The 17095-nt window shown below is 37.8% G+C and carries 17 protein-coding genes; 15 read left to right on the top strand and 2 right to left on the bottom strand.

Annotated features, from left to right (window positions below; translation table 11 throughout):
• The first annotated feature begins 117 nt into the window (after window positions 1-117).
• The 11 genes from GJU32_RS08235 to GJU32_RS08185 all read left to right on the top strand — a co-directional run bounded on the left by GJU32_RS08235 (window position 118) and on the right by GJU32_RS08185 (window position 11443).
• On the top strand, window positions 118-933 hold the full coding sequence (locus tag GJU32_RS08235) for an undecaprenyl-diphosphate phosphatase (protein ID WP_155591480.1): 816 nt from the start codon (window positions 118-120) through the stop codon (window positions 931-933).
• A gap of 231 nt (window positions 934-1164) precedes the next feature.
• Complete coding sequence (gene xseA, locus GJU32_RS08230) at window positions 1165-2523, top strand: exodeoxyribonuclease VII large subunit (RefSeq protein WP_155591479.1); 1359 nt, start codon at window positions 1165-1167, stop codon at window positions 2521-2523.
• Window positions 2520-2753, top strand: a complete 234-nt coding sequence (gene xseB / locus GJU32_RS08225) for an exodeoxyribonuclease VII small subunit (RefSeq protein WP_155591478.1) — start codon at window positions 2520-2522, stop codon at window positions 2751-2753. The genes xseA and xseB overlap by 4 nt, the downstream gene beginning before the upstream one ends.
• 3 nt (window positions 2754-2756) lie before the next feature.
• Entirely contained in the window at window positions 2757-3638 is an 882-nt protein-coding gene (locus GJU32_RS08220; RefSeq protein WP_155591477.1) for a polyprenyl synthetase family protein, read from the top strand.
• A gap of 163 nt (window positions 3639-3801) precedes the next feature.
• Window positions 3802-5703: a 1-deoxy-D-xylulose-5-phosphate synthase gene (gene dxs / locus GJU32_RS08215; RefSeq protein WP_155591476.1), complete on the top strand. Its 1902-nt coding sequence runs from the start codon at window positions 3802-3804 to the stop codon at window positions 5701-5703.
• Window positions 5703-6521, top strand: coding sequence for a TlyA family RNA methyltransferase (locus GJU32_RS08210; protein WP_155591475.1), 819 nt, complete (start codon window positions 5703-5705; stop codon window positions 6519-6521). The genes dxs and GJU32_RS08210 overlap by 1 nt, the downstream gene beginning before the upstream one ends.
• A 100-nt stretch (window positions 6522-6621) precedes the next feature.
• Window positions 6622-7071, top strand: a complete 450-nt coding sequence (gene ahrC / locus GJU32_RS08205) for a transcriptional regulator AhrC/ArgR (protein ID WP_155591474.1) — start codon at window positions 6622-6624, stop codon at window positions 7069-7071.
• 33 nt (window positions 7072-7104) lie between these two features.
• Complete coding sequence (gene recN, locus GJU32_RS08200; protein WP_155591473.1) at window positions 7105-8796, top strand: DNA repair protein RecN; 1692 nt, start codon at window positions 7105-7107, stop codon at window positions 8794-8796.
• A 122-nt stretch (window positions 8797-8918) separates the two neighbouring features.
• Complete coding sequence (locus tag GJU32_RS08195) at window positions 8919-9866, top strand: SpoIVB peptidase S55 domain-containing protein (protein WP_155591472.1); 948 nt, start codon at window positions 8919-8921, stop codon at window positions 9864-9866.
• A gap of 393 nt (window positions 9867-10259) precedes the next feature.
• Window positions 10260-11051, top strand: a complete 792-nt coding sequence (spo0A, locus tag GJU32_RS08190; protein WP_016993890.1) for a sporulation transcription factor Spo0A — start codon at window positions 10260-10262, stop codon at window positions 11049-11051.
• Window positions 11052-11239: 188 nt separating this feature from the next.
• Window positions 11240-11443: a hypothetical protein gene (locus GJU32_RS08185; protein WP_155591471.1), complete on the top strand. Its 204-nt coding sequence runs from the start codon at window positions 11240-11242 to the stop codon at window positions 11441-11443.
• A 286-nt stretch (window positions 11444-11729) separates the two neighbouring features.
• Here GJU32_RS08185 and GJU32_RS08180 read toward each other — a convergent pair whose 3' ends face one another.
• A complete protein-coding gene (locus tag GJU32_RS08180; protein ID WP_155591470.1) occupies window positions 11730-12257 on the bottom strand; it encodes a putative periplasmic lipoprotein in 528 nt (175 codons plus the stop codon).
• Window positions 12258-12511: 254 nt separating this feature from the next.
• Between GJU32_RS08180 and GJU32_RS08175 the strand changes: the two genes are divergently transcribed.
• The 3 genes from GJU32_RS08175 to GJU32_RS08165 all read left to right on the top strand — a co-directional run bounded on the left by GJU32_RS08175 (window position 12512) and on the right by GJU32_RS08165 (window position 15323).
• Window positions 12512-12697: a hypothetical protein gene (locus GJU32_RS08175; protein ID WP_155591469.1), complete on the top strand. Its 186-nt coding sequence runs from the start codon at window positions 12512-12514 to the stop codon at window positions 12695-12697.
• 333 nt (window positions 12698-13030) lie between these two features.
• Window positions 13031-14602, top strand: a complete 1572-nt coding sequence (locus GJU32_RS08170; protein ID WP_155591468.1) for a DUF342 domain-containing protein — start codon at window positions 13031-13033, stop codon at window positions 14600-14602.
• Window positions 14595-15323 carry a glycerophosphodiester phosphodiesterase gene (locus GJU32_RS08165; protein ID WP_155591467.1) on the top strand — a complete coding sequence of 243 codons (729 nt, stop codon included), beginning with the start codon at window positions 14595-14597 and terminating at the stop codon, window positions 15321-15323. The genes GJU32_RS08170 and GJU32_RS08165 overlap by 8 nt, the downstream gene beginning before the upstream one ends.
• Before the next feature lie 47 nt (window positions 15324-15370).
• Here the strand turns inward: GJU32_RS08165 and GJU32_RS08160 are convergent, their stop codons facing one another.
• The gene (locus tag GJU32_RS08160; RefSeq protein WP_155591466.1) at window positions 15371-15607 is read right to left on the bottom strand and encodes a DUF2627 domain-containing protein; all 237 of its coding nucleotides are present in this window, start codon (window positions 15605-15607) and stop codon (window positions 15371-15373) included.
• Window positions 15608-15994: 387 nt separating this feature from the next.
• Here GJU32_RS08160 and GJU32_RS08155 point away from each other — a divergent pair, with 387 nt between their 5' ends.
• Complete coding sequence (locus tag GJU32_RS08155) at window positions 15995-17089, top strand: Leu/Phe/Val dehydrogenase (RefSeq protein ID WP_155591465.1); 1095 nt, start codon at window positions 15995-15997, stop codon at window positions 17087-17089.
• Window positions 17090-17095: the final 6 nt, after the last annotated feature.

The following is a 17095-nucleotide window of genomic DNA, read 5'->3' as shown; positions in this document are numbered from 1 at the left end:
AAGAGTCATCTCAACATGCTTTGAGATGGCTTTTTTTGTTGAGCAATTTCAGAACTTTTAAGCTGTTTTGACGTCTAATGTAACGTTTGGGACATACATACTTAAAAGGAGGTTATTATGGAAAACATCGATGTTGTGTTACTTGTTAAGCATATCATTATCGGTCTTGTTCAAGGTTTTACAGAACCAATCCCGGTATCGTCGAGTGGACATGTGATGATTGTCAGTGAAATACTTGGGCTTGGTGCACAAGGTTTTACTTTCGCCATTTTAACAAATACAGCTTCACTACTTGCGATTATGTATATTTATCGAGAGGATATTGTTCGTCTCATTACCCATTTTTTTCTTTATTTGAAGACAGGGGAAAAGCGTTACAACGCTGATTTTCGTTTTGCTTTGTATATCGTGATTGGTTCTATCCCTGCAGGCGTTTTAGGGGTGTTATTAAGTGATGTCATTGCTGACAATGTGAGTATGACGACGATTGCGCTAATGCTATTTGTCACGGGGATTGCATTATGGTTAATTCGTAATATACATGGAAAGAAGAAAGATGCAGATTTACGTGCTAGGGACGCCATTATTGTAGGATTAGGGCAAGCGGTCGCTTTAACACCAGGCATTAGTCGTTCAGGAGCCACTATTATTTCAGCCATAGCAGTAGGAATGAAGCAAGATACAGCCTTACGTTTCTCCTTTATGTTGTATATTCCTGTAAGCTTGGGTGGAGTTGTCCTTGGGATTAAAGATTTTTTAGACGAGCCTAATAAAGGAGCATTAGCGCTTCCCTATGCAGCCACTTTCATTGCCACACTTGTCATGACTTATTTTGCTATGCGTTGGTTTATGGGTATTATGAAAAGTGGTAAGCTTAGCTATTTTACGTACTATTGTTTTATTGTAGGAACCCTTTTATTACTATTCTATTAAAATAGAAAGTCTTATAACAAATGTTGTTATGAGGCTTTGTTTTGTTATTCAATACAATATACGGTTTCTAATAGTTAGAACGTGTGTGAATGTGTTATAGTTGTTTTTCGGTAGATGAAAGCAGTCCTTTTTTCTAACGAAAACTGCATTTTAGCACGTCAAGGACAGTAAAAAATGTTATGATAGGTGTAGTTTTGTGAAAAACTTGATTTTAGTAAAGGAGCCGAAAACATGTCCTCTGCTTCTTATTTAACTGTAAAAGCGTTAACGAAATATATTAAACGAAAATTTGATGCCGATCCACATTTGCGTGAAGTATATGTAAAAGGTGAACTATCGAATGTTAAAATTCATCAATCAGGCCATATTTACTTTACGTTAAAGGATGATGGAGCGAGAATTGCGGCTACGATGTTTAAAACAGCTGCCACGAAATTAGCTTTTGAGCCAAAGGAAGGTATGCAAGTATTTATTCGTGGTGATGTAAACGTTTACGAAGGCTATGGAACCTATCAGCTATACGTGCAGGAAATGCAACCTGATGGAATTGGTAGCTTATTTGTTGCCTTTAATCAATTAAAAGAGCAATTACAAAAAGAAGGCCTTTTTAAACCAGAGTGGAAACAACCGATTCCCAAGTTTCCTGAAAAAATTGGTGTGTTAACGTCGACAACGGGTGCTGCAATTCGAGATATTTGTACGACGTTAAAAAGACGGTACCCACTTGCTGAGATTTTGATTTATCCTACACTCGTTCAAGGAGCACAAGCAGCACCAAATATTGTGCAAAATATTCAACATGCTAATCAAGGTGCGAGCTGTGACGTGTTGATTGTTGGGCGAGGGGGAGGCTCTATCGAGGATTTATGGGCATTTAATGAAGAAATAGTAGCACGAGCTATTTTCGAAAGTCGAATTCCTATTATTAGCGCAGTCGGTCATGAAACAGATACGACGATTGCAGATTATGTAGCTGATTTACGTGCCCCTACACCAACAGCAGCCGCTGAGATGGCTGTACCGGATCAGTCGGAACTATATCAACGAGTGCTTTCGAAAAAATCACAACTTCATCAAATGGTTAGGTCGCAACTTATGACTGAACGACAACGTCTAAATAAGCTCCAACAGTCTTACCCATTATCAATGCCAGAAAGACTTTATCGTCCATTCACTGAAAGATTAGCTCAGCTTGAGTCTGGATTGCAGAAATCGATGCAGGTGGATTTGATGAAGAAAGCCGCCCAGCTACAACATTTACATAGTACGGTGGAGCAGCATTCACCAAAAAAGGCACTTGCTTTCCATCAACGGGAGCTTGCGGCGCGCATCCAACAATTATCACGTGCTACAACGTATTATGTGGCGAAGCAACAACAACAATTCGAGGCAACTGTTAGAACGTTAGAAGCTTTGAATCCATTATCTATTCTAACCAGAGGCTTTACAGTAGCATATAAAGATCAACAAATGATCAAATCATCCACTGAGGTGCAAAAGCAGGATCAGCTGACACTGTCCTTCTATGATGGGAAGGTTGTGGCTGAAGTAACGAATATCTTGCCAAAGAATGAGGGGGAATCGTTGTGACAGAAAAACAACAAACGTTTGCAGAAGCCATGACGGCACTGGAAGAAATAGTTCGCCAGCTTGAGCAAGGCGATGTGCCATTGGAAAATGCGATCGATTTATACAAGCAAGGAATGGAGCTATCAAATTTTTGCCATAGTAAGCTGCAAAATGCTGAGGAGCAGCTCGTATCAATTGTCCAAGAGACTGGTGAAACAACAGCATTTGATCCACTAAAGGGAGAGAATTAGGAAATGAATGAGCCATTAAAGTACTTTATCGAAAGCAACATACCACAAATTGAAGAAACCATGTTTGCACTTGTTAAACAAACTGAGGCACCTGCAGATTTAAAAGAATCTATGCTTTATTCATTAAAGGCAGGTGGTAAACGGATTCGTCCACTTTTTGTGCTAGCTGTACTCGAGCTATACCGTAAAGATTTACAGCATGGTTTGATTGTTGGTTCTGTGATTGAAATCATTCATACGTATTCTTTAATCCATGACGATTTACCGAGCATGGATAATGATGATTTTAGACGAGGGAAGCCAACAAATCATAAAGTTTATGGTGAAGCACTTGCGACACTTGCTGGAGATGCGCTAAATACACTGGCATTTGGTATTTTAGCACGTATGGAAGTGTCAGCTGAAAAACGCATTGAACTGGTCCAATTGTTAAGCGTTGCAGCAGGAGCAGAAGGCATGGTTGGTGGTCAAGTACTTGATATGGAAGGAGAACAACGTCAGCTCAATTTAGCTGAACTTGAACAGGTCCATGTCAATAAAACAGGTGCTTTATTACGATTTAGTATTGAAGCGGGGGCAGTATTAGCAGATGTGTCAGCTGAGGATCGTGCTACATTAAAGGAATATGCACATCACATTGGTCTAGCTTTCCAAATTCAAGACGATATTTTAGATATTGAAGGAACAACGGAAGAACTAGGGAAAACAGCTGGGAAAGATGTCGCTAGTGATAAAAGCACATATCCAGCACTTTTAACGGTAGAGGGAGCGAAAGAAAAGCTTGCTGAGCATTATCAACATGCCATTAACGCACTAAACCAATTACCAATAGATGCCAGCTTATTATGTGACTTTGCGGCATATATTGTTCATCGTAAAAACTAAGAGAAAATCAAGGCGTTGTAGGAAAAGAATATGCTAGAATAGGTGGGAACGTTTGCAATATGCAAACAATGAAGTGTTCGTGCTTTTAGCATATTGATAACACTGTTATAATGGTGGAAACACAAATGCAGTGAATATTTTATTGAAAAGGTGTGTGAGAAAGGTGGATTTAAATAAAATAACTAGTCCAGCCTTTTTAAAAAACTTAAATAAGAAGGAGCTTGAGCAGCTTGCTCAAGAAATTCGTACCTTCTTAATCGAAAAATGTTCTGTCACAGGTGGGCATATCGGGCCGAATCTAGGTGTAGTCGAGCTGACGATGATGCTGCATAAAATGTTTGACAGTCCAAAAGATAAGTTTTTGTGGGATGTTGGCCACCAAGCTTACGTGCATAAAATTTTAACAGGTCGTGCGAGTCAATTTGACACACTTCGTCAGTTCAAAGGGCTTTGTGGTTTTCCAAAGCGCGTGGAGAGTGAACATGATGAGTGGGAAACAGGTCATAGCTCGACTTCCTTATCAGCAGCCATGGGTATGGCAGCAGCACGTGATATTAAAAAAGAACATAACTATGTCATTCCGATTATTGGAGATGGTGCTTTAACAGGTGGTATGGCACTTGAAGCGTTAAATCATATTGGTCATGAGAAAACGAATATGATGGTCATACTAAATGATAATGAAATGTCGATTGCGCCAAATGTTGGTGCATTACACAGTGTTTTAGGGCGTCTACGTACAGCCAAAGAATACTCAAAAGCTAAGGAAGAGTTAGAGTCACTCATTAATAAGATTCCTGTGTTAGGTGGGAAGCTTGCGTCTACTGCGGAGCGCCTCAAGGATAGCTTGAAATATTTAGTGGTGTCTGGTGTGTTTTTTGAAGAGCTAGGTTTTAAATATCTTGGTCCAATTGATGGTCATGATTTCGAGGCACTTGAAATGACTTTATCACATGCGAAGAAAGTTAAAGGGCCAGTTCTTGTTCATGTCATTACGAAAAAAGGAAAAGGTTATAAACCTGCTGAAGACGATACAATTGGTAATTGGCATGGGACAGGTCCTTATAAAATAGACAACGGTGCTTTTGTTAAATCAGAGGTCAAAGGTCCAGCCTGGAGTAGTTTAATTGCAGAGACGGTTCGTAAAATTGCCCATGAGAATGAACGAGTAGTGACGATTACGCCTGCAATGCCTGTAGGCTCAAAGCTACAAGGAATTCAAAAAGATTTTCCAAATCGTTTCTTTGATGTAGGAATTGCTGAACAGCATGCGGCCACAATGGCAGCAGGGCTAGCGACACAAAACATGAAGCCGTTTTTAGCGATTTATTCTACGTTCTTGCAACGTGCATATGATCAAGTATTACATGATATCGCTCGTCCAAATTTAAATGTCTTTATTGGTATCGATCGTGCTGGTTTAGTTGGAGCAGATGGAGAAACGCACCAAGGCGTATTTGATATTGCTTTCCTTCGCCATATTCCAAATATGACGATTATGATGCCAAAGGATGAAAACGAAGGGCAGCATATGGTAAAAACAGCGATTGATTACGATGGTGGCCCAATTGCACTACGTTATCCACGTGGCAATGGGATTGGCGTATCGCTAGATGACGAGCTTGTCGCTTTACCAATTGGTAGCTGGGAAGTCCTTCGTGAGGGGAAAGACGCATCTATTTTGACATTTGGCACAACCATTCCAATGGCAATGGCAGCGGCAGAAATGTTAGCACAGCAAGGTATCGACATTGAAGTTGTCAATGCTCGCTTTATCAAACCAATGGATGAAGAGATGCTGCATCGCATATTATCCAGCCAAAAGCCAATTTTAACAATTGAAGAAGCTGTTCTACAAGGTGGGTTCGGTAGTGGTGTATTAGAGTTTGCTCACGACCATGGCTATCTAAATGCGCTAATTGATCGTATGGGTATCCCAGATCAATATATCGAGCATGGCAACGTAGACCAGCTACTCGCAGAAATTCATATGACAGCAGAGGATACCGTGGCACGTATGCAAGTATTACTTCAACAAAAAGAGCAAGTAGGTTTGAATAAATAATGACAAAACAACCAAAAGAACGAGTAGATATTTTACTTGTAGAGCGTGGACTATGTGAAACAAGAGAAAAAGCAAAACGTTCCATTATGGCGGGACTTGTTTTTTCAAATGAAATACGTATTGATAAGGCAGGCGAGAAAATTGCCATCGATGCACCTCTACAAGTGAAGGGCTCGGATTTAAAATATGTTAGTCGTGGTGGCCTGAAGCTAGAAAAGGCCCTACAAATTTTTGACATGTCTGTAGAAGGGAAGCTAATGCTTGACATTGGCTCCTCTACAGGGGGCTTTACAGATTGTGCCTTACAACATGGAGCAAGACATTGCTATGCATTGGATGTTGGCTCAAACCAGTTAGCTTGGAAAATTCGTTCAGATGAACGTGTCACAGTAATGGAGAAAACAAATTTTCGCTATACAACAGCAGCTGATTTAACAGAAGGTTTACCTAATTTTGCAACAATTGATGTTAGTTTTATCTCATTATCGCTCATTTTACCAGTATTAAAAACGGTGTTGCTGCCAGGTGGCGATGTCATGGCATTGGTAAAACCTCAGTTTGAAGCGGGGAAAGATAAAGTTGGTAAAAAAGGTATTGTTCGCGATAAAAAAGTACATCTAGAAGTATTAGAAAAAACAGCTGGTATGGCAACAGAACTTGGTTTTGTTGTTAAAGATGCTTCTTTCTCTCCTATAACAGGTGGGGAAGGAAATATTGAATTTTTATTCCATTTAGTGAATCCTATTGGAGAAGAAGATATTCCGGCATATACAGCTTTTAATGCACTCGTTGAAGAAGCGCATAATTCTTTAAAATAACACGTGCTCGCTTATTGAGCCGTGTTTTTTCTTGTGCTTTTTTGTTGAAAATGGTAGTGTGATTATACACATATACAATTATTTATAAGAGGTGGCTACAATGAATAAGGGACAACGACATATACGGATTCGGGATATTATCGCCAATCATGAAATCGAAACACAAGATGATTTAGTCGATTTTTTAAAAGAAGCAGGCTACAATGTGACACAGGCTACGGTATCACGAGATATAAAAGAGCTGCATTTGGTGAAAGTACCATTACAGGATGGTCGCTATAAATATAGCTTGCCCGCAGATCAACGTTTCAACCCAGTACAAAAATTACACCGTGCATTAGCAGATGCTTTTATAAGTATTGATGGCGCATCACACTTTTTAGTGATGAAAGCTCTTCCGGGAAATGCGAATGCGATTGCATCCTTACTTGACCATTTAGATTGGCCAGAAATTTTAGGTACAATTTCTGGAGATGATACCATTTTAATTATTTGTCGAGATGAAAATGAGCGTGAAAATACAAAAAATCGCTTATTAGACATGCTTTAAAAAATGGGGAATTTGATTCAGAGGTGACATTTTGTGTTAAAAGAGCTTAGTATTCGAAACTTTGCCATCATTGAGGATTTGACTGTGAGCTTTTCAGAAGGGCTAACAGTGCTCACTGGGGAAACGGGTGCTGGAAAATCCATTATCATTGATGCTGTGCATTTACTTGCAGGTGGTCGAGGTAACACTGAATTTATCCGTCATGGCGCAAGAAAAGCAGAATTAGGTGGCTTATTTCACATTTCGAGTTCAGTTCATCCTGTTCTAAAAAAATTAGAAGAAGCAGGCATTGAAATAGAAGAAGATACAGTTATTTTGCGTCGTGATTTAAATGATAATGGTAAAAGTATTTGCCGTGTAAATGGTAAACTTGTGCCATTATCGGTACTAAGAGACATTGGTGCCAGTCTTATTGATATTCATGGTCAACATGAAAATCAAGAGCTAATGGATGAAAAACAGCATATCAATTTGCTCGATCAGTTTGCAGAAGAAGAACTCATGCCTATTCAAAAATCATACAGTGAACAATATGAAGAATATCGATTACTGAAAAAGGACTTAGCTTCTATATCAATCGATGAGCAGTTAATGGCACAACGCATTGACTTGTATCAATTTCAAATAAAAGAACTAGAGGAAGCTAATTTAAAGTTAGGTGAGGAAGACGAGCTTCTAGATGAACGCCGTCGTCTGATGAATTTTAATAAAATATTTGAACGCTCTAATGCAGCCTATGAGGCCATTCAAGGCGAATCAAAGGGTCTTGACTGGATCGGTAATGCCATGGGTGCTTTAGACGATGCTGCAACGGTTGACGAGCAATTCAAAGAAGCGTCCGAGGCAGTGACATCTGCCTTTTATGCACTACAGGATGCAGCCTATCAGGTAAAAAATGTGTTAGATGAATTAGAGTTCGACCCAGCTCGTTTAAACGAGGTTGAGCAGCGTTTAGCGTTATTGCAAAATTTGAAGCGCAAGTACGGCTCGACAGTAGAGGACATCTTAGCGTATTATGAAAAAATTAAGACAGAGCTAAATGAGCTGTTGAATCGTGATGAAATTTTGCAGGTAAAAGAACGACGAGTACTAGAAATGGAAACAGTACTAAATGAGCTTGCTGCAGAACTTTCAAAGGTCCGTAAAATTGCTGCCCATCAATTAAGTGAAGCGATTATGGCAGAATTACGTGAATTACATATGGAAAAAGCAAAATTTATTGTTAATTTCGATGAATTACCCTATTTCGATGCCAATGGGAAAGACCAAATCATTTTCTACATCTCCACAAATGTTGGAGAACCGCCCAAGTCTTTACCGAAAATTGCTTCCGGTGGAGAATTATCGCGAATGATGCTTGCATTGAAAACCATTTTTTCTTCCTCAAATGGCATCACATCGATTATTTTTGATGAGGTAGATACAGGTGTTAGTGGTCGTGTGGCACAAGCCATTGCAGAAAAAATCGCTGCGGTTTCAGTTAATTCTCAAGTTTTATGTATTTCACATTTACCTCAAGTTGCTGCCATGGCTGATCATCATTACTTTATCAAAAAAGAAGTGGAGCATGATCGAACATTTACTTCTTTATCAGAGATTGATCAAGATGCTCGAATTGAAGAAGTTAGCCGTATGATGTCTGGAACAGAAATTACAGCTTTAACACTACAACATGCAACGGAGCTTTTAAAAATGGCGGATGAACGAAAAAAACAAATGCGATAACCTTCATTCCAGAAACAGTATCATCTGTTTCTGGGTTTTTTCATTTTGCGCAAATATTTACCGCTTATAAGAATGCCACAAAAACACATAGTAAAAGGACAAAAATGAAAAGGAGGTGTCGTATGAATCGTCATTGGCGTCAATTAGTCATTTTGCCTATGCTCATCTTTTTGTTAGTGCTACCTATACAAGCTTTAGCCGCCAAAAAGCTTATACCCATGGGCGAAGCAATTGGAATCCAACTTCAATTATCACATGTATTTGTAGCACATGATGTACTATTAGCTTCCAATCAGTGGATGAAAGGAGGCGCTGTTATTGAAAAAATAAATGATATACCTGTAAAATCTCTTGCTGATGCCAAACAAGCTGTGGCTAAAGATGGCCAACAGAAATGGACGATTAATAGTGAAGGCAAACAAATTACATTGGAATTACAAAATCAAGAAGCAGAGCATGTCATTTCCTTTTTAAAAGATGAAACAGATGGAGTAGGAACACTGACTTATATTGATCCAGAGACAAAAAATTACGGTGCACTAGGTCATCAAATTGTTGATTCAACCCTACAAGAAGCCCCTGTTTTTAGAGCTGGCTCCATTTTTTTAGCTTCTATCCAACAAATTCGTAAAAGCACACCGGGCCAACCAGGCTATAAAATATCCTCTATTGAAAAGCATCAAGAACGACTGGGTAGTATAGATAAAAATACTATTTATGGTATATTTGGCCGTTGGGAAGACGGTTATCAACAAAGATTACCCAAAGCCATTGAAATTATGCATGAAAAAGATATAAAAACTGGGAAAGCTGAAATCTTTACCGCCATTGAAGGCAGTAAGGTGGAATCCTTTTCAATTGAAATTACAAAAGTTGAAAATGAACGTCTTGAATTTATAGTATCAGACGAAAAGCTCATTGAAAAAACAGGTGGTATTTTACAGGGAATGAGTGGCAGTCCTATCATTCAAGATGGTCGTTTTGTCGGTGCTGTGACACATATGTTTGTGGAAGAGCCGAAAAAAGGAGCAGCGTTAACTGTAGCAGAAATGTTAAGAAGATCTTCTTAAAGGGGTATTAATGAATGGTAAGAATCCGCTTCACTTTCCACGGGCAGTGCGCCGTAGGAAACTACGCGGATTTTTACCTTTATTTCTAAAAACATAAGGGAATTCAACAAGTATTTCTAATAACTTCCTGAAGGAGTCACGATATTTAAAAAAACTGTAGTTTTATCTAGTATTTTTATCTAAAATAAATAATAAAAGCATTCGATAGGTTGCAACTATTTATCGTAACTTGTCGATATAAAAGGAAAGTATCGGACTACATACTCATTTTTGGAAATGAAAAAGGTTTTTAAAACAAAAATGTCGAAAATTCCACAGTGTGCCAAAAACGGCATTTAGGGGTTAGGTTAATGCTTTGAAGTGTTCAAAGCAAGTCCAGAAGGAGGAATTGAAATGACAAAGGTAAAAGTAGCGATTGCAGATGATAATCGTGAGTTATTAAAAACAATGGAGCAGTATTTTCAAGGACATGCCGAAATAGAAATTATTGCAACTGCTTCAAATGGTAAAGTTTGTCTACAAATGCTTGAGGAATTTACACCTGATATTTTACTTCTAGATATAATAATGCCTCATCTTGACGGTTTAGCAGTATTAGAGTCCATGTATCAAAACGAAAAAATGTCATCGATCCAAGTCATTATGTTAACAGCTTTTGGTCAGGAAGATGTCATGAAGCAGGCAGTAGATTTAGGGGCTTCCTATTTCATGCTGAAACCGTTTGAATTTGATCAATTAGTGCAAAAAATTCTACATTGTGCTGGACAGAAGGCCACACTTCCGAAAAAGACAAGCGTGTTACAACCGACAGTACCTCAAAAATTAAATCAACATCAATTAGACAGTACGATTACTGCCATTATTAAAGAAATCGGTGTACCAGCACATATTAAAGGGTACTCTTATTTACGCGAAGCCATTCAAATGGTATTTGAGGATATTGAATTATTAGGATCTGTGACGAAAATTTTATATCCAGAAATCGCGAAAAAATTCAATACAACACCATCACGTGTGGAACGTGCCATCCGACATGCCATCGAGGTTGCATGGAATCGTGGCAATTATGAATCCATTTCGTCGATGTTTGGCTATACAGTGCATCACTTAAAATCCAAGCCTACGAATAGCGAATTCATTGCCATGATCGCAGACAAAATCCGCATCGACATGATGGCTAGCTAAAAACATAGATATAAACGCTTTGTAAACGTCAGGCTGAGCGTAAAATGACAGATAAACTTATTTTTATAGCAATTATACTGTGAATTATTATAACGCCTTTTTAAACAGTTTATGTCGACTGTTTAGATGGGCGTATTTTTTGTGTTTATTAATAATGGATTGTTCCGCAAAATAGCACGAGGTATCTTTTGGATAAATTAAAAATAGATATTGTTAAAACTCGTCAAGAAAGAGCATATACGCGCTTACATTCGTTATTCGAAGAAAGAGCTAAGTTTTTGTTAAGTGCTGCAGAAACGCCTGTAAACTACCCAGAACGACGCAATGATTTTGGCAAGCCAGTTAGTAAAACGACAATTGCGAATTATGTACTTAACATAAAAATATTTTAATCGCACTTATTTTCAGAGCAACTTAATGATAGCATCCCTTGAAGATAATGAATTAAAACAGATTTTTCGTTCTTTCGACGATACGAAAATCAATCAATACCATGAATGGGTAATAGTTTTTTGATACTGGCGCAAGAATAGGAGAATTGTTGGGAAGTTGTGGCATCTGATTTAGATTTGCGAGGGAATGTAATGCTATTACGCAAGACAAAGACCAGCAAGCAACAACTGGATAATTATTTCGGCTAAGCTGTATTGTGAGTTAAATAGCGAGTAAATGTTTCGTTTATTTCAGAGAATCAATAGTTTGAAAAATTCTTGAATACAACTCTTGGATGTTTGTGTCGTTCTCTTTATGATCTTTAAGCTCATATCTCCAAGTTTCATATTTGATTTCGTTGTCAGTTGAAGTGTTTAAATAACCAGTTGCATAACTCAAAGGTTGGATGTCAATAAATGTATCATAATCCACTCCTTTATTGACAAAAGGAACGTGTGCCTTAGTGGATTGCATAAAGAATGTCGGAATCTCTAATTCATTATAAACAGTAACATATTGCTCATCATCTGCTTCAGAAAGAAATTCTTTTGTTATAATAACAGCATCAAAGTCATTTGAAATTTTTTCTGTGCTTTCTTTCAAATCATCCAAAGTTATTTTCTCAAAGACAACGTTTTCTTCACTGATATTAGGAAATGGGCCGATAACGCCAACTGTTAAATCATTCCCCTTATACATTTGGTTAGTTGACCTAGTATCACAGCCGACTAATAGCAAGAGGGTACCTAATATAATAGATAGTATTTTTTTCATGGAACTGCCTCCAATACTAATAAAAAATGGGTTAGTAACCTAAAACATCTCATTATGTTAGACCTGTTGTTAATGATACATAAAAAACAGAGTAGGATGCAGTGAAAATGTTTTCAACCTATACTGTACTAGTATAAGTGATTGAGGTTGAATTGTGTAAATTTCCATCGGTAAGCAAAAATAAGAGCATAACTTGGATAAATAGAAAGTAAGATGGCAAATTAAAAGAAAACTATAATGGACAGGTGATTAAGATGAAAAGTATTAATTTTCAATTAGATGGAATGGATTCAATAGAAATTACACAAATAGAGGAACATTTATTTGAAGTACGTCTGGTGTTAAATGGTAAAATAAGTGTGCAATATATGGCAAAGGAGCAATTAGAACAATTAGGTTCTACGTACCAAATTGGAAGTAGTAAGCGTTATTTTGAATAAAGAGACTTAATTCTCTATATTTTAATAGTTCTAAAGACCTGTTATTATTCATTTTTTATGATAATCCTACACTGTAATATCTATCTATGGAATACTATTTGTTCAAATTATCCTAATAGAATAACTTTGTAATTAAGGGTGATTTTATTAAAAAAATAAAAAAACAAACAATTTATTAGTTTTAAATACCTAATTGTATTTATTGGTAATAAAATATAGTTGGATATTTTAATGATTAAGTAGTACTATTTTCTTTCTCGGTAGTGACAATGGTCTCTAAACAAATGTAAGTGGATTGTATATACTTACATGTAGAGGGAAGGAGGAGGTAGCTTGATTCTAGTTCGAAACGAAAACTTCGAAATTTCTGAAGAAAATGGCAAGGTATTTATGCTTACTTTTAGTGCCGGTTTCCCATTAAAAGATTTTGATAGCATCCTACGTAGTCATCCGCGACTTAAATTATCTAATTTTTCAATTTTAAAAAACGTGTTGTCAACTCAGAACACAAGCCCGGTTGAAATTGGACGCTGGCTTCCAAATGTTGAAGCAGAAATAGCACGTGATAAAATGTCAGCCTCTATTTTTATATATGAAACGCACGAATATATTCAAAATAATAAAGAAAAATTAACTCAACAAATACGCGAAACACTTGAAGAAACAGGCATTCGTCACGGAATCTTAGATTTTGATATTGCGAAGGCTGAACCAGGAAAAGCATTTTTAATTGCTCAAGGTGAACAACCTATAGCAGGAATGGATGCGCAAATTACATACTTACCTAAACCAGAGAGAAAACCGGTCATTCGCGAAGACGGTAAAGCAGATTATTATGATATGAATTTTATTTCAGAAATTTCAGAAGGCTCATGGCTAGGTGAAAAAATTCCTGCGACATTAGGTAAAGCGGGAAAAAATGTGCTAGGTGATGTGGTTGCTGCTGTACCAGGGCGAGATTTTCCTATAAAATACGATACAAAATCGGCCTATGAAGTGGAAGAGGACGGAAAAATCGTGATTCGCTCGAAAATTGCAGGTGTTTTAGATGATGTGAAGGGTATGATAGGTGTAAACAGACACCTACCTATAAATGGCGATGTTGGAGTAGAAACAGGTAACTTAGAATTTAATGGCTCACTGAGTATTAAAGGAACAGTGACGAATGGTTATACGGTTATTGCGACTGGAGATATTTCCATTGAGGGTGCTGAAGGTGTAAGCGGTGCCAAGCTCATTAAATCTATTGAGGGCGATGTTTATATTCGTGGAGGAATTTTTGGACTTGGTTCAACAGTAGTGGAAGCAGGTGGGAATATCTTTGTTAAGCATGTGAATGAAGCGAATTTATTTGCGGGTGATAGTATTCATATTGGTTCTTATGCGCTTGGATCACAGCTTTCTGCCCACTCCATATATGTTGACGAACGAAAAGGCAAAATTATAGGGGGGCGTGCGGTAGCTAAAAATACCATCGTCACTGCCATTTCAGGGAACCGATTAGAGCGTCGAACAGATTTACTGATTGAAAGCATCAATAAGCAGGAAAATAATTCTATTATGCAAGAAAAGGCTACACAGCTTAAACAATTGCAATCAGAAATTTCAACAAATGAGTCCAAAATGAAAAGCTTATTACCATTCCTCAAACAAATGTCTAAAGAACAGACGGCAATATTTGAAGAGACAAAGCAAACTTTAACAAAATTAAAAGCCGAAGCGATAACATTAGATCGTGAAATAAAACTATTAATGGATGAAATGCGTCATGCTGGGAAAGAAGAGATTGTTGTGACGAAAGAGGCGTATCCTGGTACGTATATTCAAATCGGCAGAAAATCATCGCTGCTTAGCAAAATGACCAATGGTAAATTCCTGCTAGAATTCGGTGAGCTAAATGTCTAACCAATTAAGCATTCCTGTTTTTGCACATCGTGGTGCTTCTGCTTATGCATTGGAGAACACCTTTAAAGCTTTCGAAAAGGCATTGGAGCTTGGGGCTGATGGGATTGAATTAGACATTCAATTTTCAAAAGAGGGGCTATCTGTTGTGTATCACGATCCACAGTTATCAAGACTCGTAGGCATCAATAAACTTGTGAGCGATTGTACGATGGAGGAGCTTCTGCGATTTAAACTAGGCAAGCCATGGCGACGTCTATTTTCCTCGTATAAAATGCCAGCTTTTGATGCGGTTTTAGCATGGGCAAATATCCACCAGTTGCCATTGAATATTGAATTAAAATCAACCATCCTGGACAATCCAGGTGGTCTGATTGACTTTCTACGAGGCGTAATTCTGCCAGCAGGTAGTCATTTTTCATCATTTCACTATGAGCTATTGGAGATTGTGAAAAAGCATAGACCTGAATATGAAACGGCTCTGATTGCCACTAAAAAACTAAAATGGGATTTGCTTTCAGATTATAAAGCAGCTGATAGTGTGCATATGCATAAAAGGTACTACAAACCAAGATACTTGGAGGCTTGTGTCACAAGTGAGAAAGCATGTCGTTTTTATGCAATTGACGGCACTGAACCTTTCTTAACGAATCCACATCCTGCTGTTATTGGTTGGATTACGGATTATCCAGATAAAGTCATAACTGCACAACAACGTGTATAAAAATAGCTATCCATTAAGTCAGGTGTGACTTATTTGGATAGCTTTTTTTATTTTTTTTGGAAGCGTGGTGCTACTTTTCCATTTTTTCGGTCGCGATGTAGTAAAAATCCTGCGAAAAAACCAAAGCCTATAACGAAGAAAATGACACCTATAACGAATTGTACCCATAAAAATGGGAATGGTGAAATAAGCTTACCAAATAATGTATCACGCATAAATTTAATGCCACCTGCAGCCATAAGACCTGGAATAAGCATTACAATAAATGCAGCTAAACGGGCCATGCATACCCCTCCTTATTCCTATGATTAATTGTACCTGTGGATGGTGGAATGTCAAGGAAGGTAGAATCCAATATAATATTTTTGCATAAAAACGAGGAGGTGCATAAAGTAGCGATTGTTACTGAATGTTTAGAAAATTCTTACTTAAATAAGAATATGTAATAATAGTTGCGAAATTGTGAATTTGTCAGTATTGTAAAAATAAGTGGAGCAATATTATCCATTACTAAACAATTTTTTCTTCATGTATTGGGGTCAAAACACCTACTGAATAAGAGGGACTCAGCACGTGCTGGGATGGGGACCCTAAGGAGAAGAGATAGTTAGATTAAACTTGATTGGATGGGCATTTGGGGATGCACTTTCCAAAGCAAAGGGGCGAGTTTCATGGAAATCTTCAAGTATATGGAAAAGTATGATTATGAACAATTGGTATTTTGCCAAGATGAAGCATCAGGGTTAAAAGCGGTTATCGCTATCCATGATACAACACTTGGACCAGCACTAGGTGGAGCACGTATGTGGACGTATGCATCCGAAGAAAATGCAATTGAAGATGCATTACGTTTAGCACGAGGAATGACTTACAAAAATGCTGCAGCTGGTTTAAACCTTGGCGGTGGAAAAACGGTCATTATTGGTGACCCATTTAAAGATAAAAACGAAGAAATGTTTCGTGCGTTAGGTCGTTTCATCCATGGATTGAATGGCCGTTATATTACAGCTGAGGACGTAGGTACAACGGTATCTGATATGGATTTAATCCATGAGGAAACAAATTATGTAACAGGGATTTCTCCTGCATTCGGTTCTTCAGGTAACCCATCTCCAGTCACAGCTTATGGCGTTTACCGTGGTATGAAAGCCGCTGCAAAAGAAGCATTCGGTTCAGATTCATTAGAAGGATTAAAAATTTCTGTACAAGGTCTAGGAAATGTAGCCTACAAGCTTTGCGAGTATCTACATAATGAAGGGGCAAAACTTGTTGTAACAGATATCAATCAGGCAGCAATTGATCGAGTGGTTAATGACTTTGATGCAATTGCCGTGTCACCAGATGAAATCTACGCACAGGAAGTTGATATTTTCTCACCTTGTGCATTAGGCGCTATTTTAAATGATGAGACAATTCCACAATTAAAAGCGAAAGTGATTGCTGGATCTGCAAATAACCAGTTAAAAGATTCACGTCATGGTGACTACCTACATGAATTAGGTATCGCATATGCACCAGACTATGTAATCAATGCTGGTGGTGTTATTAACGTTGCGGATGAATTATATGGTTACAATCGTGAACGTGCAATGAAACGCGTTGATGGAATTTATGATAGTATTGAAAAAATCTTTGCTATTTCAAAACGAGATGGCATTCCAACATATGTGGCAGCGAACCGTTTAGCTGAAGAGCGTATCGCTCGCGTTGCGAAATCTCGCAGCCAATTCTTAAAAAATGAAAAAAATATTTTACACGGTCGCTAATAGACA

It is taken from the genome of Lysinibacillus cavernae, from assembly GCF_009724685.1.
GTDB classification, from domain to species: domain Bacteria; phylum Bacillota; class Bacilli; order Bacillales_A; family Planococcaceae; genus Lysinibacillus; species Lysinibacillus cavernae.
This window is presented reverse-complemented; position numbering and strand designations above follow the sequence as displayed.